Source organism: Flavobacterium sp. KACC 22761 (assembly GCF_034058155.1).
In the GTDB taxonomy this organism is placed as follows: Bacteria; Bacteroidota; Bacteroidia; order Flavobacteriales; family Flavobacteriaceae; genus Flavobacterium.
Window position 1 is genome coordinate 559873 of the sequence record NZ_CP139148.1, and the last position, 18641, is coordinate 578513.

General features: G+C 33.5%; 15 protein-coding genes. 9 read left to right on the top strand and 6 right to left on the bottom strand.

Annotated elements, in window-relative coordinates; translation table 11 throughout:
- Nucleotides 1–221: 221 nt before the first annotated feature.
- Nucleotides 222–1856: an ABC-F family ATP-binding cassette domain-containing protein gene (locus SCB73_RS02560; RefSeq protein WP_320568601.1), complete on the bottom strand. Its 1635-nt coding sequence runs from the start codon at nt 1854–1856 to the stop codon at nt 222–224.
- A 447-nt stretch (nt 1857–2303) separates the two neighbouring features.
- Here SCB73_RS02560 and SCB73_RS02565 point away from each other — a divergent pair, with 447 nt between their 5' ends.
- The gene (locus SCB73_RS02565) at nt 2304–2651 is read left to right on the top strand and encodes a PepSY-like domain-containing protein (RefSeq protein ID WP_320568602.1); all 348 of its coding nucleotides are present in this window, start codon (nt 2304–2306) and stop codon (nt 2649–2651) included.
- A 287-nt stretch (nt 2652–2938) separates the two neighbouring features.
- Here SCB73_RS02565 and SCB73_RS02570 read toward each other — a convergent pair whose 3' ends face one another.
- Both SCB73_RS02570 and SCB73_RS02575 read right to left on the bottom strand, forming a co-directional pair.
- Complete coding sequence (locus tag SCB73_RS02570) at nt 2939–4114, bottom strand: GlmU family protein (RefSeq protein WP_320568603.1); 1176 nt, start codon at nt 4112–4114, stop codon at nt 2939–2941.
- Between the two features lie 288 nt (nt 4115–4402).
- A complete protein-coding gene (locus SCB73_RS02575) occupies nt 4403–4657 on the bottom strand; it encodes a type B 50S ribosomal protein L31 (protein ID WP_008464817.1) in 255 nt (84 codons plus the stop codon).
- 249 nt (nt 4658–4906) lie between these two features.
- On the opposite strand from SCB73_RS02575, the gene SCB73_RS02580 reads away from it, so the two are divergent.
- The 5 genes from SCB73_RS02580 to SCB73_RS02600 all read left to right on the top strand — a co-directional run bounded on the left by SCB73_RS02580 (nt 4907) and on the right by SCB73_RS02600 (nt 10959).
- The gene (locus tag SCB73_RS02580) at nt 4907–5437 is read left to right on the top strand and encodes a DUF4199 domain-containing protein (protein WP_320568604.1); all 531 of its coding nucleotides are present in this window, start codon (nt 4907–4909) and stop codon (nt 5435–5437) included.
- An 8-nt stretch (nt 5438–5445) separates the two neighbouring features.
- On the top strand, nt 5446–6402 hold the full coding sequence (locus tag SCB73_RS02585) for a glycosyltransferase family 2 protein (protein ID WP_320568605.1): 957 nt from the start codon (nt 5446–5448) through the stop codon (nt 6400–6402).
- 106 nt (nt 6403–6508) lie between these two features.
- Entirely contained in the window at nt 6509–8236 is a 1728-nt protein-coding gene (locus tag SCB73_RS02590) for a phospho-sugar mutase (protein ID WP_320570069.1), read from the top strand.
- 75 nt (nt 8237–8311) lie between these two features.
- Entirely contained in the window at nt 8312–10141 is a 1830-nt protein-coding gene (locus SCB73_RS02595; RefSeq protein WP_320568606.1) for an ABC transporter ATP-binding protein, read from the top strand.
- A 116-nt stretch (nt 10142–10257) separates the two neighbouring features.
- Nucleotides 10258–10959, top strand: a complete 702-nt coding sequence (locus SCB73_RS02600; protein WP_320568607.1) for a DUF2971 domain-containing protein — start codon at nt 10258–10260, stop codon at nt 10957–10959.
- A 161-nt stretch (nt 10960–11120) separates the two neighbouring features.
- On the opposite strand, the gene SCB73_RS02605 is transcribed toward SCB73_RS02600, so the two are convergent.
- From SCB73_RS02605 to SCB73_RS02615, 3 genes are all read right to left on the bottom strand, one after another.
- Nucleotides 11121–11843 (bottom strand): CREC-EF hand family protein, encoded by a 723-nt coding sequence (locus SCB73_RS02605; RefSeq protein ID WP_320568608.1) that lies wholly within the window; start codon nt 11841–11843, stop codon nt 11121–11123.
- Nucleotides 11844–11926: 83 nt separating this feature from the next.
- Complete coding sequence (locus SCB73_RS02610) at nt 11927–14389, bottom strand: TonB-dependent receptor plug domain-containing protein (protein ID WP_320568609.1); 2463 nt, start codon at nt 14387–14389, stop codon at nt 11927–11929.
- Nucleotides 14390–14400: 11 nt separating this feature from the next.
- The gene (locus SCB73_RS02615; protein WP_320568610.1) at nt 14401–16083 is read right to left on the bottom strand and encodes a M23 family metallopeptidase; all 1683 of its coding nucleotides are present in this window, start codon (nt 16081–16083) and stop codon (nt 14401–14403) included.
- 179 nt (nt 16084–16262) lie between these two features.
- Here SCB73_RS02615 and SCB73_RS02620 point away from each other — a divergent pair, with 179 nt between their 5' ends.
- The 3 genes from SCB73_RS02620 (at nt 16263) to rny (ending at nt 18623) form a co-directional block, all read left to right on the top strand.
- Nucleotides 16263–16553 carry a hypothetical protein gene (locus SCB73_RS02620; RefSeq protein ID WP_026727596.1) on the top strand — a complete coding sequence of 97 codons (291 nt, stop codon included), beginning with the start codon at nt 16263–16265 and terminating at the stop codon, nt 16551–16553.
- 7 nt (nt 16554–16560) lie between these two features.
- Nucleotides 16561–16854, top strand: coding sequence for a cell division protein ZapA (locus SCB73_RS02625; protein ID WP_132988385.1), 294 nt, complete (start codon nt 16561–16563; stop codon nt 16852–16854).
- Between the two features lie 209 nt (nt 16855–17063).
- Nucleotides 17064–18623, top strand: a complete 1560-nt coding sequence (rny, locus tag SCB73_RS02630) for a ribonuclease Y (RefSeq protein WP_320568611.1) — start codon at nt 17064–17066, stop codon at nt 18621–18623.
- Nucleotides 18624–18641: the final 18 nt, after the last annotated feature.

An 18641-nucleotide genomic window follows, 5' to 3' on the forward strand; every position in this document is an offset into this window, starting at 1 on the left:
GCATATAAATTAAACTTTTATAAAAGGTTCAGAATTCTTTTTTCATATTTGGGGCATATAAAAAAACACAAACACTTATGAATCAACACTAAAGGAATTATAAATATAATAAAAAAACAGCAACTTGTAAAAATAGTTGCATTAAAATATAGTTACCAATTTTAACAGAACAAAAAAGGCGCAAGAATCAACTTGCGCCTTTTTACTGTTTTAGAATATTTTTATTTTTCGATTTCTCTCATTGAGTCCATTTTTTTGTGTGCCAAGAAACCAGCAACATCTTCAAAATGCTCTTTTACTCTTTTGTTTCCAAATTCAAAAACCTTTGTTGCCAAACCATCAAGGAAATCACGATCGTGAGAAACCAAGATCAAAGTTCCGTCGAAATCTCTCAACGCATCTTTAATAATATCCTTTGTTTTCATATCCAAGTGATTTGAAGGCTCATCCAGAATCAGCAAGTTAACAGGCTCCAACAATAATTTAATCATTGCCAAACGCGTTTTTTCTCCTCCAGAAAGCACTTTTACTTTTTTAGTAATATCATCACCTTGGAACATGAAAGCTCCTAAGATATTTTTGATTTGTGTTCTGATATCTCCAACTGCAATACTGTCGATTGTTTCAAAAATCGTTGCATTTTCATCCAACAAAGCGGCTTGATTTTGAGCAAAATATCCAATTTGAGCATTATGACCAATTTCAACACTTCCAGAATCAACACCAATTTCTTTCATAATCGCCTTGATCATGGTTGATTTTCCTTCACCATTTTTTCCAACAAAAGCCACTTTCTGTCCGCGCTCGATTACAATATTTGCATCTTTAAAAACAACATGATCTCCGTAAGCTTTAGACATTTCTTTTACAATAACAGGATATTGCCCAGAACGCGCTGCAGGTGGGAATTTCAATCGCAATGCAGAAGTATCGACTTCATCGACCTGAACAATTTCTAATTTTTCAAGCATTTTTACACGTGACTGCACAGCATCAGTTTTAGAGAATGTTCCTTTGAAACGCTCAATAAAAGCACGATTTTCAGCAATCATCTTTTGTTGCTCGTCGTATGCTTTTTGTTGGTGAATTCTACGATCTTTTCTTAATTCTAAGTAATGTGTATATTTTGCTTTGTAATCGTAGATTCTTCCCATTGTAACTTCGATAGTTCTGTTTGTAATATTATCTACAAACGCTCTATCGTGGGAAATTACCACAACCGCTTTAGCTTGATTCAACAAGAACTCTTCTAACCACTGAATACTTTCAATATCCATGTGATTCGTTGGCTCATCTAGCAAAATCAAATCTGGTTTTCTCAATAAAATTTTAGCCAATTCGATACGCATTCTCCATCCTCCCGAAAATTCAGAAGTCTGGCGAGCGAAATCTTCACGTTCAAAACCTAAACCAACTAGAATTTTCTCAACTTCAGCTTCGTAATTTACCTCTTCGATTGCATAAAATTTCTCGCTTAAGTCAGAAACCCTTTCGATCAATTTCATGTATTCGTCACTTTCATAATCGGTACGAACAGTTAATTGTTCATTGATATCGTCGATTTCAGCTTTCATTGTAAAAATCTCGCTGAAAGCTTTTGATGCTTCTTCCATTACCGTAGCACCATCTTCTGTCAATAAATGCTGAGGAAGATACGCAATCACAGCTTCTTTTGGAGCTGAAATATTTCCTGTAGAAGGTTTATTCACCCCTGCAATTATTTTTAAAAGTGTCGATTTTCCTGCACCATTTTTACCCATAAGGGCAATTTTATCATTTTCATTAATAGCAAAAGAAACATCGCTAAAAAGTGTAGTTCCGCCAAACTGAACCGAAATATCGTTAACTGTAATCATTTGTTCTTGTTAATTTGTTTAATCGGTGAATCGTTTATTTGACTACCCATTTTTTTCGTGCTGCAAAGATAGATTTAATTAGATAATGTGCCAATTTGAAAATTAGATAATTTTGAAAATGTGTCAATTAGGCAATCTCTAAATCTCAACACATTTTTTTTTACATTCTATTCCTAAACTGGACTGAAGTCCAGCCCTACAATATAATAGGTTCCTGCGGAACAATAAGAAAGCCTTTGGCTTGGTAGCTATATTCTAGAGCTAGATTTCAGTATACGAAACCTTAATTGTCTTTTTTCTATTTCAAATTTTTAATCTTACCTTGTATAAGAATTTAAAAATCAGCGAAATATAAAAACGAAATTAAAACTGACTGTTTATCTAATTGCAGGATTACTATTTGGTTTTTCTGCAATTGCACAAAAAACTGTAATTAAAAAAGAAGCTTTGCCAGCAAACGCACAAACATTTTTAAAGACCCATTTTGGTTCTAAAAAACCGAGTTATATTTTACAAGACAAAGAAATCCTTTCTACAGAATACAAAGTTCAATATGACAACCTGATTGAAATTGAATTTGACAAGAAAGGAAATTGGAAAGAAGTTGACGGAAAAAATGATAAAATTCCAAAATCTATTATTCCTAAAAAGATTGCTTCTTACTTAAAAGCAAATTTTCCAAAAGAAAAAGTAACCAAAATAGAAATTGGCAGTTCAGGTTATGAAACAAAATTAAGCAACGGATTAGAATTAAAATTCAATTTAAAAGAAGACTTCGTCAAGATTGAGAAATAAATTAAAATTGAAAATATACCATTTGATAATTAGATAATTTCGAAAATGCGCCAATTAAATAATACCTAAATCTCAAAACATTTTTTTTCATTCTATTCCTAAACTGGACTGAAGTCCAGCCCTACAATATGGTTCGAGCCTTTGGCTCTCATTCAAAGTTCCGCAGGAACGATTTATATTGTAGAGCTGGACTTCAGTCCAGTTTAAAGACATATAAAAAACAAAACCCGACAGGTGTTAAAAACCTGTCGGGTTTGAAAAATTATCTAATTGACTAATTATCTAATTTAGTCTTTTCTCCATTTTTTAGTTTCTTCAAAAATGTGCTCCATAATTGCCGCTTCGGTTGCATCAAATTCAATATTTCTTCTGCTCATTACCAACCTTGCTGTTTCAAAAGCTTTTTTGGTTACATAGGTTGTAAATCCTGCAGCACCGCCCCAAGAAAAACTCGGAACAAAATTTCTCGGAAAACCAGATCCGAAAATATTAGCGCTTACGCCAACTACAGTTCCGGTGTTAAACATTGTATTGATACCGCATTTACTATGATCTCCCATCATTAACCCACAAAACTGAAGCCCGGTTTTTGCAAAACCCTCCGTTTCATAGCTCCATAATTTCACTTCTTCATAATTATTTTTTAGGTTTGAATTATTTGAATCGGCACCAATGTTGCACCATTCGCCCAAAACAGAATCACCTAAAAACCCTTCGTGACCTTTATTTGAATTGGCAAAAAGAACTGAATTTTTAACCTCACCACCTATTCTGGATCCAGGTCCAACAGTAGTTGCGCCATAAACTTTAGCCGACATTTTCACCATTGCATTTTCACATAAAGCAAATGGCCCACGAATCACGGTTCCTTCCATAATTTCGGTGTTCTTTCCTATATATATTGGACCGTTTGAAGCATTCAAAGTTACAAACTCCAATTTTGCGCCTTCTTCAATAAAAATATTCTCAGGCGCAATAACATTTACGCTTTTCGGAATTGGCTGTGATTTTCTGTCTTCAGTCAAAAAAGCAAAATCGGCACGGATTGCAGCATCGTTTTTAGAAAAAATATCCCAAGTATGCTCAACAGTCAAACAATCGTCGTTATACTGAATAATTTCGTAAGAGTCAAAATCAACTTCTTCTTGATTTTCAGATGCAAAAAAAGCAATCACATCATCACCTTTAAAAATCGCCTGATTTGCAGTTAATTCAGAAACCATATCGGCAAGCTTGTCATTTGGCAAATAAGCTGCGTTGATCATTACGTTTTCCTCCATTTCCACCATCGGAAATTTTTCAGACAAATATTCCTCAGTAATTGTTGTTATTGTTGAACCCAGGCGCATTTCCCATTTTTGGCGAATGGTCATAATTCCGATTAAGATATCGGCCACGGGCCTCGTAAAAGTAAAAGGTAATAAAGCATTCCGAACGGGACCGTCAAAAAGAATATAATTCATAATTAGTTTTTGTACTTGTTAAAATCTTGATTTGGTTATCGAGGTCAAAGTTACAAATATTTATGTTTTCACTAAACTTGTTTTAGTAGTTCAAAATGATTTCACTAATAATTCTATTTCTCTTAGTTATAATAGAAAAAAAACATAGCTCGGCAATATTTTAAAATCCAGCTTTTGTTCTTTTATTAATCTTAGAGTAAAATAATTCTTGAATTTGTGGCTAATAAATTATCGCATAAAAAAAAAGCCTTCCAAATTGGAAGGCTTTTGTATAATTTAAAACAGCTATTATTTTTTAGCGTGTTTAGCATATTTAGTTTTGAATTTATCAATACGTCCTGCAGTATCGATAAGTTTAGATTTACCAGTATAAAAAGGGTGAGATGTTCTAGAAATCTCCATTTTTACAACTGGATACTCAACTCCGTCAACTTCAATTGTTTCTTTTGTATCTGCAGTAGATTTAGTGATAAAAACTTCGTCATTTGACATGTCTTTAAATGCAACTAATCTGTAATTTTCTGGGTGAATTCCTTTTTTCATCTTTTCTTTTATTTATTGTTTAGAGCATTTTTATTTTGAAGCTTTTTCTCGATTAGAAAAAGGTATAAACAAACAATACTCTTTTTTGTTTAAAAATTTAATTATTTTTGAGTGTGCAAATTTACAATTCTTTTTTAATAAACAAATACTTAGCGCACTTTTTTTTCCTTAAATTCAAAAAGCTTTTTTTATCTGCGATTATAGTGGGAATTGCTATATTTGTGGATTAATTTTAAAACATATAGAAATATGATTAATGAAGTTATTAAAAAGAACGGTATTACTTACGGAATCGTCTTAGGAGTTGTTCTAGCATTAATTACAGCTACTATCTATTCAATAGATCTTAAATTATTTGTTTCTGGATGGATTGGCGCATTAAGTTTTGTTATTTATTTGGTAATTGGAATCCTTTTACTAACAAAGACCAAAAAAGAAATCAATGGTTTATTCACTTTCAAAGATGCATTTACAACCTATTTTATTACCACGCTTATTGCTCTATTAATTTCAACATTTTTCAGTATTTTATTATTTAACGTTATTGATCCGGCTGCAAAAGAAACCATAGGAGAATATCTTATAAAATATATGGCAGAAACGTTGCAAAAATTCGGAACACCTGCTTCTGCTATAAATGAAGCATTAGATAAAATGAGAAAAAGTAGCCCATTTTCAACTCTAGAACAACTTAAAGGATTAGCTTTCAGCCTTGCTCTTTACTCTATTTTAGGATTAATTTTGGCTGCATTTTTCAAAAGCAAAACTACTCAAGAATAAAAATATAAATGAATTTATCTATACTTATACCGCTTCTAAACGAAGAGGAATCACTTAAAGAACTCTATGCATGGATCATTAAAGTGATGCAATCTAACAATTACTCTTATGAAATCATTTTTGTAGATGATGGTAGTACAGATGATTCTTGGAATATTATAGAAAGTTTTTCTAACGAAAATCCTAATGTAAAAGGAATTCGTTTTATGAAAAACTTTGGAAAATCTCAGGCTTTGCATGCTGGTTTTGCAAAAGCAAAAGGTGACGTTATTATAACAATGGATGCCGATTTGCAAGACAGCCCTGACGAAATTCCAGGTTTATACGAAATGATCACCGCTCAGAAATACGATTTGGTTTCTGGCTGGAAAAAGAAACGCTACGACTCGGTTGTAGCAAAAAATCTGCCTTCAAAATTATTCAATTGGGCCGCTAGAAAAACTTCTGGTGTTGAACTGAATGATTTTAACTGCGGATTAAAAGCATACAAAAATACCGTTGTAAAAAACATTGAAGTATCTGGCGAAATGCACCGATATATTCCTGTTTTGGCAAAAAATGCAGGTTTCAACAAAATTGGCGAAAAAGTGGTAATCCACCAAGCTCGAAAATATGGGGAAACAAAATTTGGAATGGAACGTTTCATAAACGGATTTCTTGATTTGATCACGATTTGGTTTCTATCCAGATTCGGAAAAAGGCCAATGCACTTATTTGGCGCAATTGGTTCTTTGATGTTTATCATCGGATTTTTATCTGCAGGTTATATTGGTATTTCTAAGTTGTATCATATGTACATGGGGATGAAATATACGCTTGTTACAAACAATCCGTGGTTTTATATTGCTTTAACAACTATGGTTTTAGGAACTCAATTGTTTCTGGCAGGATTTCTTGGTGAAATCATTTTAAGAACCAAAAGCAATGAGGCAAGATACAAAGTAGCCCGAGAGGTTAATTTTTAACGTAAAGCCCTAGCCCTGATGGGAATATAGTGAACAGCAGTCCCGAAGCCTCGGGATAGCTCCTGAAAATTAGTATTACTTTAATTAAACACAAAATATACGAATGATGAATATAGCACCTAATATTTTGAATGCTGTAAACGAATGGTTAACACCAACATTTGACAAAGAAACACAAGCTGCCGTTAAAGAATTAATGACAACTTCGCCAAAAGAACTTGAGGAAAGCTTTTATAAAAACCTTGAATTTGGAACAGGTGGAATGCGTGGCGTTATGGGTATTGGAAACAACAGAATCAATAAATATACGCTTGGAAAAAACACTCAAGGCTTATCAGATTATTTACATGAAGTTTTTCCAAATGAACCTTTGAAAGTAGTTATTGCTTATGACTGTCGTCATAACAGCAACACTTTGGCAAAAGTGGTTGCCGATGTTTTCTCTGCAAACGGAATTCAGGTTTATTTGTTTTCAGATTTGAGGCCAACTCCAGAATTGTCTTTTGCACTTAAATATTTAGGATGCCAATGCGGAATCGTTTTAACGGCTTCTCACAATCCGCCAGAATACAATGGCTACAAAGTTTATTGGCAAGATGGTGGTCAAATCGTTCCTCCACAAGACAAAGCGATTATCAATGTAATTGAAAATTTAGGTTACGACAAAATCAAATTTGATGCAAATGAAAGCTTAATCAAATATATCGACACTGATATCGACAAGGCTTTTGTGAAATCATCTATTGAAAATGCTAGTTTCAATACTCCGGCCGAAGCCAAAGACAACTTACATGTTGTTTTCACTTCATTGCACGGGACTTCTATAAAATCTATTCCAGATACTTTATCACAGGCAGGTTACAAAAATGTGCATATTGTTCCTGAACAAGCTATTCCTGACGGAGATTTCCCAACTGTAAAATCTCCAAATCCAGAAGAGCCAGAAGCTCTGACTATGGCATTGGCGTTGGCAGACAAAACAAACTCTGATATTGTTGTAGGTACAGATCCTGATTGCGACCGTTTAGGCGTTGCCGTTCGTAATAATGATGGCAAAATGATTTTACTAAACGGAAATCAAACCATGATCTTGATGACTTCTTTCTTGCTGAAGCAATGGCAGAAAGCTGGAAAACTAAACGGAAAACAATTTGTAGGATCAACAATTGTTTCGACTCCAATGATGATGGAATTAGCATCGAGCTACGGAGTTGAATGCAAAGTTGGATTGACTGGATTCAAATGGATTGCAAAAATGATCAAAGATTTTCCTGAACTTCAATTTATTGGAGGTGGAGAAGAAAGCTTTGGTTTTATGGTTGGCGATGCTGTGAGAGACAAGGATGCCGTTGCTGCTACTTTATTAATCTGCGAAGTCGCTGCACAAGCAAAAGCGGCTGGAAGTTCTGTTTACAAAGAGCTTCTACAACTTTATGTTGAAAACGGTTTCTACAAAGAATACTTAGTTTCTTTAACTAAAAAAGGAATGGAAGGTTTAGAAGAAATCAACCAAATGATGATCAACTTGCGTCAAAATCCTTTGAAAGAAATCAACGGACAAAGAGTGGTTATGGTAGAGGATTACGATTCTTCAATCGCTTTAAATTTATTGACTGGAGAAGAATCTACAATGGATATTCCAAAATCTAACGTATTGATTTATTATACAGAAGACGGTTCTAAAATTTGCGCAAGACCAAGTGGAACTGAACCAAAAATCAAATTCTATATCAGTGTAAATGCTGCAATCGAATCGGTTTCAGAATTTGATGAAGCAGAAAAATTCTTAGACCAAAAAATACAGAATATTATTGCTGATATGCAATTGAAATAATTAAAATACAAATACATTTTTTTAAAAACCCGATAACTTTTAAGCTATCGGGTTTTAATGGTAAAAAACACCTAAATGAGTACTTTCAAAAAAATAGTTCCTTTTATATATCCGTATAAAAAATACGCATTCTTAAATATCTTTTTCAATATTTTGTATGCGCTTTTTAGTACACTTTCATTCATGGGTTTAATTCCTATGTTACAGGTTTTATTCGGTGAAACCAAACAACTTACTGTCAAGCCTACTTTTGAAGGAATTGAACACATTAGAGTTTATGGAGAAAATTATGTGAATTATTATATCACAAAAAATAACGACCCAAATAATCCGGGTTTTATTCTTTCTGTAATGGTTGGCGTAATAATCTCTATTTTCCTCTTGAAAAATTTAGCTGATTATCTAGCAATGTTTTTTATTAACTTTTTGCGAAATGGTGTTTTAAGAGATATGCGAAATGCATTGTACAAAAAAACATTAGAATTGCCTTTGGCTTTTTATTCTGAAAAAAGGAAAGGTGATGTAATTTCTCGAATTTCAGCTGATGTAAATGAGGTTCAGACTTCATTTTTAGCCATTTTAGAGCTTATTGTAAAAGAACCTTTAACAATTCTTTTCACAATAATTGCAATGTTAATAATTAGCACCAAATTGACACTCTTTGTCTTCATTTTCATTCCCGTTTCAGGATATCTGATTTCATTAATTGGAAAACAATTAAAAAAACAATCATCAAAAGCACAACAAGAACAAGGGACTTTTTTATCTACGATTGAAGAAACCATTGGCGGACTAAAAGTTGTCAAAGGATACAATTCTGAAAACTATTTTAATACTGTTTTTCAAAATTCTACTGAACGTTTCTTTACATTATCAAACAGCATTGGAAACCGTCAAAACTTAGCTTCTCCTGCAAGTGAGTTTATGGGAATTACTGTAATTGCCATTTTATTATGGTATGGAGGTCAAATGGTTTTGATCGAGAAAACCTTAAGTGGCGCTTCATTTATTGCTTACATGGGATTAGCATACAACATCTTAACTCCTGCAAAAGCAATTTCTAAAGCTTCGTATGGTGTAAAAAGAGGAAATGCAGCAGCAGAACGCGTCCTTGAAATTTTAGAACAAGAAAACCCAATTACATCTAAAGAAAATGCAATCGAAAAAACTACTTTCGACAACAACATCAACATACAACATGTTAATTTTAAATACGAAGAAGAAACAGTTTTAAAAGACTTTTCTCTTCAAATTAAAAAAGGTCAAACTGTCGCTCTTGTTGGTCAGTCTGGAAGCGGAAAAAGTACCATTGCAAATCTATTAACCCGTTTTTATGATGTTAACGACGGAACAATTTCAATTGACAATATTAACATCAAAGACATGAACTTGCAATCGCTTCGCAGTTTAATGGGATTAGTTACTCAAGACAGTATTTTATTCAACGATACAATTAAAGCTAATATTTCGTTAGGAAAACTTGACGCGACAGATGATGAAATTCTCGAAGCTTTAAAAATCGCTAATGCTTATGAATTTGTAAAAGATCTTCCTCAAGGAATCTACACTAACATTGGCGACAGCGGAAACAAACTTTCAGGCGGACAAAAACAACGTTTGTCAATTGCACGTGCCGTATTGAAAAATCCTCCGATTATGATTCTAGATGAAGCTACATCGGCTTTGGATACTGAAAGTGAAAAATTTGTTCAAGTTGCACTTGAAAACATGATGCAAAACAGAACTTCAATCGTAATTGCGCATCGTCTTTCGACGATTCAAAAAGCAGATGTTATTGTTGTAATGCAAAAAGGACAAATTGTAGAGCAAGGAACTCATGAAGAATTAATTGCCTTAAACGGAACTTACAATAAACTGGTTACCATGCAGTCTTTCGAATCTTAAAAATTCGCAAAAAAGAAATAAATCACAGATTAAGGAAATATTAAAACATCATTTAATATTCTTTAATCTGTTTTTATTTTTATAACTTTAGGTATCTATTGATAATTATTCAAAAAATGTACATCAATAACCCGAATATAAAATTGCCCGAAGATCCAGATACCATCGTTTGGAAGTATCTTGACTTATCTAAATTTCTTGATTTATTGCTTTCGAAAAAATTATTTATGTCACGTTCCGACAAATTTGAAGATCAATACGAAGGCACTTTCAGCGAACCGACTTATGAAGAAATCAAAAAACTGGCCGTCGATAATCCTGACTTTTTAAATTATTACAAAACGCATCGGGAAAAAGTTGCAATAAGCAGTTGGCATATCAACGAATATGAATCCTTTGCCATGTGGCAGATTTTTACACAAAATAGTGAAGGACTCGCCATTCAATCCACAATTGGAAGATTGCAAAAGGCGCTAAAACCAGAAAATAATTTTGACCAATACATCGGCGAAGTAAATTACATCGACTACAAAAAAGAATATATTCCGTTTGATGATTTGTTTTTCCCTTTTTTGTTTAAACGAAAAAGTTTCCAATACGAGCGCGAAGTTCGTATTATTACCGACACTTCTAAAAGCACTTTAAAGCTAAATGATGGATTAAAAATCAATGTTGACATCAATCAACTGATTGAAAAGATTTACATTCATCCAAAATCTGAAAACTGGTATAAAAAACTAGTAATCGAATTGGTAGAACGATTGGATTTTGGCTTTGAAATAGAAAAATCTGATTTGGAAAGTGATATATTGATTTAAAAGTTGCTAAGATGCTAAGATACTGAGATGTTATATTTTCTTTTAGCCACAGATTGCACAGATTAAAAGGATTCTTATTCTAAAAACAATAAAGCCGTTTAAAAATATTTTTAAACGGCTTTTAAAATCTTAGCACCTTAGAGTCTTAGTATCTTAGAACCTTAAATCGGCTTATAGGACTTAACTTCCCATTTTTTAGAAGCCAAATCTATGTAGTTGTAATGCAAAACATCATTTTTGTCAAACTGGCCGTTTTGGTTGGTATCTTCAATTGTTCTAAAATACAAACGGTTTTTAGATTCGATTAAACTCCAATCTACTAATTCCTGAAGATCTGGCGAAATCTTAGTAAAATTTTCACCACTGATATTACTCAAATATAAAGTTTTGATATCTCCCGTATCAATTTTGCCGTCTTTGTTAGTGTCAGAATCTGTCAGTGTATAAACCATTACTTTATTTTGTGTTTTATCTGCAACTGTTTTCAAATATGTTGCGGTTAAAATCAAAACAGGTTTATCTGATAATGGATGAATAGAATCTGAATCGACTTTTTGAAATTTCAAATTCTGCAAATAGCCCGTAATTTCATATTCTCCTAAATTCGAAATCGTAAAACTCACATCATTTACACTAGACGAACCATAACGTGCTTTTGAACCTTTTTCATACACTCTCAAATCGCCCACTGGATGAATCAAATAATTTGTTCCTTCCATTTGAATAGGCAAATCTGCAATCTCAATTTGGGTCGAATCGGTTTTAGCCACAACACTAGCTTTGTTTGAAGCATCATAAATCACTTTCGGCTTCTGCACTTCGTCCTTACAACTTATTGCAGTTCCGATAATTACTAAGGCGATATATTTTATATAGTTTTTCATTTGTGGCAATTATATTAGAATATCAAATATACTATTTTTGATTGTATTTTTTGATATTATTGCGTTTTACCAAAATCCCAATTTTACAACCTCGCATTCAATTTCACATTAAAAACTCTGGAAGTCATGTAATTTGGAATCGCATATTCATTTTTAGAATACACATCACGAACCCAAGTATTGGTAATTGCATTTTGATTATTGAAAAGATTAAAAATTTCCAATCCAACTGATAATTCTTTAAAATCCTTCAGCCATTTTGCTTTAGCCACTTTTGTACTGCCATCCACAAAAACTTTTGCAAAACCAACATCAGCCCTTCTATAGTCATTCAATCTGTTTTGGTACAAATACGGATCAGAATAAGCCGGCGCTCCGCCTGGCAAACCTGTATTGTAAACTAAATTCAGATACAATTTTACACTCGGAATATTTGGCATATAATCCTGAAACAGCATCGCAAATTTCAAACGTTGATCTGTTGGTCTGGCAATATATCCTTTGTTTTCATAATTTTCTTCGGTCTTCAAATATCCAAAACTCACCCAAGATTCTGTTCCTGGAACAAATTCTCCATTCAATCTAAAATCAAGACCTTGCGCGTAAGCTTTTGCATTATTATTGGCAATATATCGAATTCGCACATTATCTATTGAATATACATTTACGTCTGAAAGCGATTTATAATATACTTCGGTCACCCATTTAAAAGGGCGATCCCACATTTTAAAATTGTAATCATTCCCTAAAACAATGTGAACTGATTCCTGCGCTTTTACATTTGGATGAACAGCGCCATCTAAATCACGAAGTTCCCTATAAAACGGCGGCTGATGATACAATCCTCCCGAAACTCTAAAAACCATATCCATATCCCAATCAGGTTTTATGGCAAATTGCGCACGCGGACTTAAAACAAACTGGTTTTTACCTTCTTCTAAAGCGCCCGAGACATTCCAACTCTGAAAACGCGCACCAACATGATACCAAACCTGACTAGAGCCAATTGCCGTTTTTTTATTGAACTGCATATAACCGGAAAGTCTATTTATGGTATTAAAATTTGTCGCTCTAACATCTTGGTAAGGCAACAACGGCCCTGTATAAGGCTGATACGGCTGATTGTTTTTAGGCAAAATTACCAATGGTGGATTAATTGAAAATCCAGCCGAATCGATTACCTCCCACTCGACCACCCGATCACGAATAGATTCGCGCGTATATTTTAAGCCAAATTCCAATTCGCTGTCATTCATCCATTCTTTAAAACCTTTTATTTCGGCATTAGCAATCAAAGCATCTAGATCATTTCGGGCATGATTTAATTGAGAACCTATTCCGCGCGTAAAATCAATATTTTCAATATTTCCATTCTCATCAACATTTCCTAAACGATATTGTGCCAAAATATCAAAATGTTCCTGCTCTGTAGTGTGAAAAAGAGAACCAATCAATTTTAAAGTAAAACTTGGAGAAGCTTTGTACGTCGTTTTTAAAGCTCCAAAATAGGTTTCATATTTATCTTTTTCCTGACCGTCATAATAAACCGTCAAAGCCATTGGCTGATCAATTGTTCCAAAATTCGTCTGACGAGATAATGGCTGATAAGAATATTTATTCTGAGAAATATTTCCTAAAAAGCTCATTTGCCATTTTTGCGAAATATCATAATTAACATTCGTTTGAATATCCACAAAAACCGGAGTGTAATTTGTCTCGGTGTCTTGGCTGTTTACCAAAAGGCTATTATTTCGATAACGGATGCCTGTTACCGCCGACCATTTTTTATTTTTAGAAACCAAATCGACCGCGGCGCTCGCACCCAAGAAACTAGCTTCAAAAGCAGCGCCAAACTGAGTTGGTTTTCGATACGTAATATCTAAAACAGAAGATAATTTGTCTCCAAATTTAGCCTGAAATCCTCCAGCTGAAAAATCGATATTTTGAACCAAATCAGTATTGGTAAAACTCAACCCTTCTTGCTGACCCGAGCGAATCAAAAAAGGGCGATAAACCTCGACCTCATTTACATACACTAAATTTTCATCGTAATTTCCACCGCGGACGGCATATTGCGTACTCAATTCATTATTTGAGTTTACTCCTGGCAAAGTTTTTAAAATATTTTCTATTCCTGCATTTGCGCCTGGAATTTTCTTGATTGTTTCGGGCTCTACGGTTACAATGCCTTGAACACGTTTCTTATTTTTAGAAGAAACAAAAACTTCGCCCATTTGCTCAGCAGAATTGCTCATTACGGGATTGAAAAGAAAAACCTCATTCGGTTTCAAACTTACCGCAAGGCTCATCATTTTTAAAGAAACATGGGTAAAAATCAAAGACACTTTTTTATTTGCCGGCACTTCAATGTCAAAAACTCCGTTTTGATCTGATTGAACAACATTTCCTAAATACGAAATATTAACATCGGCAACTGGATGATTTTCTGTATCTAAAATAACACCTTTAACATGAGCATTTTGAGCAAATGCAATAGGTCCGATGCATAAAAAAAAGAAAACAAGTATTAGCTTAAAATTATTCAAACGTTTAGGTTTTATTTTTGTTGACTCCTAAAAAAATTAGTTTCAAAGAAACCGACATTTCCAACATTATCGGTCACTTCAATTTTTAAATTATTTTCACCTTCAAGCAATAATGCATCCTCAAAAGTATGTGTAATTTTTCTAGTTTTATTATCATATTCAAATAAAATCCAATTTCCGTTTAAGTAACCATTATACGATTTAATACCTGACCCCGCATCACTTATTGTAAATTGTATTTTCTTCACCTCGCTAATCCATTTGCCTTGAATTGGTTTTGCAATTGAAATTTTAGGTGCAATAGTGTCCAAAACCAATCCAAATTGGCCTAAAGTTTTTGATTTTGCTGTAAAAACATCTCCTTTTCGGGAAGTTGCATTATAACTGCCACTTCTTCCTATAAAGAGTTTATCTCTTAAAGCTTCATCATAAGTATCATCTTTAATTGTAATTGTAAAATTTGAATGCACTGGAATAACATCGTCATGAATGTATATTTTGTTGTTTTTCACATCAAAATTCAAATTAAAATCTTCGTAAAAAGTACCTGCAGGAAAAAATACAGACATATTATCTTTTTCAAAATTGGCGTCTTTATTATATCGCACAAAATATTTTGACGTAATTGGCTCTGCTGGAATAAGCGGTGTTTCGGCATCGTATTCAACTGGAACAGTGATTGAATTCATATTGCCGCTATAATCTGAAACTTCAATTCTGTATGTCGAAGCTAAATTTGGTTGCGCCGAAATTATCCCTCTAACCGAATCCGTTTTAATAATACTCAACGCATAAGGCGTTTTCATGAAAAGTTTCTGAACGCGTTGGCTAGTCTTTTTATATCTCGGATAATCAATAAAGGCATTGATGAATCTCATTTCATCAAATGAATACGTATTAAACTGATAATTGTAATTCTGATTTCCGTTTAAAAAAGTCGAAACATTAAAAACGCCATTTTTATTAAAAGAAACATCATCAGTATCGACAGCATTAATTCCGAAACCAATTTTTCCATTTGTTTTAACCTTTCCTGCCAGATAAGTTCCATCTTTTTGCAAAGCCAAATTTAGCATTACAGGCTGTTTTGACTGATTGACAACAGAATTATATAACGGATAAACATACAAACTAGACAAAGTAGGCTTTTTAGTGTCTTTTATATTTTGGTCAAAGCCAAAAAACATTGGGTTAATCACGAATTCTGACTTTGTATCACGAATCTCAAAATGCAAATGCGGCCCTTCAGACGATCCCGTATTTCCAGAAAGTGCAATCAATTGGCCTTTGGTCACAGGCAATTCATTAGGTTTTGGAAACATTTCGATTTCAAAAGCCTTTTCTTTATAGTGTGTTTTTTGAATATAATCCTGAACAGCCCCAACTGCAATTTGCAAATGTCCATAAACAGAAGTATAACCATTTGGGTGCGTAATATAAATGCATTTTCCATTGCCAAAAGTCGAAATCTTGATTCTTGAAATATATCCATCGGCCACAGCATAGACATTCAAACCTTCTCTTTGATTTGTTTTTAAATCAAAACCAGCGTGAAAATGATTTGGTCTCAATTCTCCAAAATTCCCAGAAAGTTGCATTGGAATATCAAGTGGAGCGCGAAAATAATCTTTAGGATACTGGCTTTGAGCAAAAATAAAATGACTAAATAGTAAGGTGAATAGCGTAAATTTCATAAACAACATTTTTGCTAAGATAAAAAATAATGAGGCTAAAACCGAGTATTTAGCTACAAAAATACAATTCACTGAATTTCATTCATTTGACTATTTTAACTACAAAAAAATCGATAAAAAATTGCATTAATAAAAAGGAATACTAACTTTGTATGATTAAGTAATGAATAGGATTTATAATGAGTGTAATTGCCGAAATAATTGATACTCTTGAATATAAAGTCGAGAAGCTTTTTGAAAAGTCAAAAGGTTTGGAGAAAAACAATCAGGATTTACAATTAGAATTAGCCAAAGCTGTGCAAATTATCCAGAAACAATCTGAAGAAATTGAAGCTTTGAAAAAGCAATATGAAACACTTAAAATAGCCAATTCGTTGCTCGGCAGCGACAATAACAAGAGAGAGACAAAGCTTAAAATAAATTCATTAATTCGCGAAATTGATTACTGTATAGCGCAACTATCAGATTAGTAAAAACATGGACGGAAAGCTTAGAATCAAAATATCAATTGCAGACCGCGTTTACCCATTAACGGTTGAACCAGCTCAAGAAGAAGGACTTAGAAGTGCTTCTAAAAAAATTGATACGATGATCAAGCAATTCGAAGAAAATTACGCAGTTCGTGACAAACAAGATGTATTAGCTATGTGTGCATTACAATTTGCATCACAAGTTGAACAAAAACAAATTGATAACGCAATCGATGGAGAAGAAACCATTGAACGAATTAAAAAATTAAATTCGCTATTAGATCAATATCTCGAAAAATAAACGTTCTTTACAGAAACTAAGATACTGCCTACATTAGTTCACAATTGGTAAACTCAACACTAACAATTTAGAATGAGCAAATCGTCGCTACTATAGTATGCCCTCCTTTTGGCTGGGAAACTTGAACAGTGAGTTAGCTCAAAACTTGTCTTTACGAGTTTATACAAGCAATTAATGTAGGCTTTTTTTATATATAAACCCTAACAAACATGAACATCATAACGATCATTATTGGTATTGTAGGAATTGCAGCTGGTTTTGCAATTGCTAAAATCATCGAGAAAAGCAATATTTCTAATCTAATCAAAAACGCTAAAAAAGAAGCTGCTTCCATTTTGAAAGACGCTAATTTAGAAGCTGAAAATATTAAAAAAGATAAAATTCTTCAAGCAAAAGAACGTTTTATCGAATTAAAATCAGAACACGAACAAGTTATTTTAGCACGCGATAAAAAAGTTGCTGAAGTAGAGAAACGTGTACGCGATAAAGAATCTCAAGTTTCGAATGAACTTTCGAAAGCTAAAAAAGTAAATGATGATTTTGAGGCTAAAACTGCTGAATATCAAAACAAAATTGAGCTTTTGGACAAAAAACAAGCTGAAGTTGACAAACTTCACAAAAGCCAATTACAACAACTTGAGGTAATTTCTGGACTTTCTGCAGAAGAAGCAAAAGAGCAATTAGTTGAAGGCTTAAAAGCCGAAGCTAAAAGCAAAGCAATGTCACACATTCAAGAAACTATTGAGGAAGCTAAACTTACTGCACAGCAGGAGGCAAAAAAAATCATCATCAACACCATTCAAAGAGTTGGAACTGAAGAAGCAGTTGAAAATTGCGTTTCTGTATTCAATATCGAATCTGATGATGTAAAAGGTAGAATTATTGGACGTGAAGGACGAAACATTAGAGCTTTAGAATCGGCTACAGGTGTAGAAATTATTGTTGACGATACTCCAGAGGCTATCATCTTATCTTGTTTTGATCCAGTTAGAAGAGAAATTGCTCGCTTGTCATTGCATAAATTAGTAACTGACGGACGTATTCACCCGGCAAGAATTGAGGAAGTTGTTGCTAAAACAGCAAAACAAATCGATGACGAAATTATTGAAGTTGGAAAACGTACTGTAATCGACTTAGGAATTCACGGATTACATCCTGAATTGATTAAAGTGGTGGGTAGAATGAAATACCGCTCATCTTACGGACAAAACTTATTACAGCACTCAAGAGAAGTTTCTAAGCTTTGTGGTATCATGGCAGCTGAATTAGGATTGAATGTAAAACTGGCAAAAAGAGCTGGTTTATTACACGATATCGGAAAAGTGCCAGATACAGAAAGTGATTTGCCACACGCACTTTTAGGGATGCAATGGGCTGAAAAATATGGTGAGAAAGAAGAAGTATGTAATGCAATTGGAGCGCACCACGACGAGATTGAGATGAAATCATTATTATCACCAATTATCCAGGTTTGTGATGCGATTTCTGGAGCTCGTCCGGGAGCAAGACGCCAAGTTCTTGATTCATACATTCAGCGTTTGAAAGATCTTGAAGATGTTGCTTACGGATTCAGTGGCGTGAAAAATGCTTATGCAATTCAAGCTGGTAGAGAACTTCGTGTAATTGTAGAAAGCGAAAAAGTTTCTGATGACAATGCTGCAAACTTGTCATTTGAAATTTCTCAAAAAATTCAAACTGAAATGACTTATCCAGGTCAAGTAAAAGTAACTGTAATTAGAGAAACAAGAGCAGTAAACATTGCAAAGTAATTTTCTTTTTAAATAAAC

Bases quoted from the DNA above. Each gene is read 5' to 3' on its own strand.
- SCB73_RS02560 (WP_320568601.1), bottom strand. From the start codon at position 1,856: ATGATTACAGTTAACGATATTTCGGTTCAGTTTGGCGGAACTACACTT.
- SCB73_RS02570 (WP_320568603.1), bottom strand. From the start codon at position 4,114: ATGAATTATATTCTTTTTGACGGTCCCGTTCGGAATGCTTTATTACCT.
- SCB73_RS02575 (WP_008464817.1), bottom strand. From the start codon at position 4,657: ATGAAAAAAGGAATTCACCCAGAAAATTACAGATTAGTTGCATTTAAA.
- SCB73_RS02580 (WP_320568604.1), top strand. From the start codon at position 4,907: ATGATTAATGAAGTTATTAAAAAGAACGGTATTACTTACGGAATCGTC.
- SCB73_RS02585 (WP_320568605.1), top strand. From the start codon at position 5,446: ATGAATTTATCTATACTTATACCGCTTCTAAACGAAGAGGAATCACTT.
- SCB73_RS02590 (WP_320570069.1), top strand. From the start codon at position 6,509: ATGAATATAGCACCTAATATTTTGAATGCTGTAAACGAATGGTTAACA.
- SCB73_RS02595 (WP_320568606.1), top strand. From the start codon at position 8,312: ATGAGTACTTTCAAAAAAATAGTTCCTTTTATATATCCGTATAAAAAA.
- SCB73_RS02600 (WP_320568607.1), top strand. From the start codon at position 10,258: ATGTACATCAATAACCCGAATATAAAATTGCCCGAAGATCCAGATACC.
- SCB73_RS02605 (WP_320568608.1), bottom strand. From the start codon at position 11,843: ATGAAAAACTATATAAAATATATCGCCTTAGTAATTATCGGAACTGCA.
- SCB73_RS02615 (WP_320568610.1), bottom strand. From the start codon at position 16,083: ATGAAATTTACGCTATTCACCTTACTATTTAGTCATTTTATTTTTGCT.
- SCB73_RS02620 (WP_026727596.1), top strand. From the start codon at position 16,263: ATGAGTGTAATTGCCGAAATAATTGATACTCTTGAATATAAAGTCGAG.
- SCB73_RS02625 (WP_132988385.1), top strand. From the start codon at position 16,561: ATGGACGGAAAGCTTAGAATCAAAATATCAATTGCAGACCGCGTTTAC.
- rny (WP_320568611.1), top strand. From the start codon at position 17,064: ATGAACATCATAACGATCATTATTGGTATTGTAGGAATTGCAGCTGGT.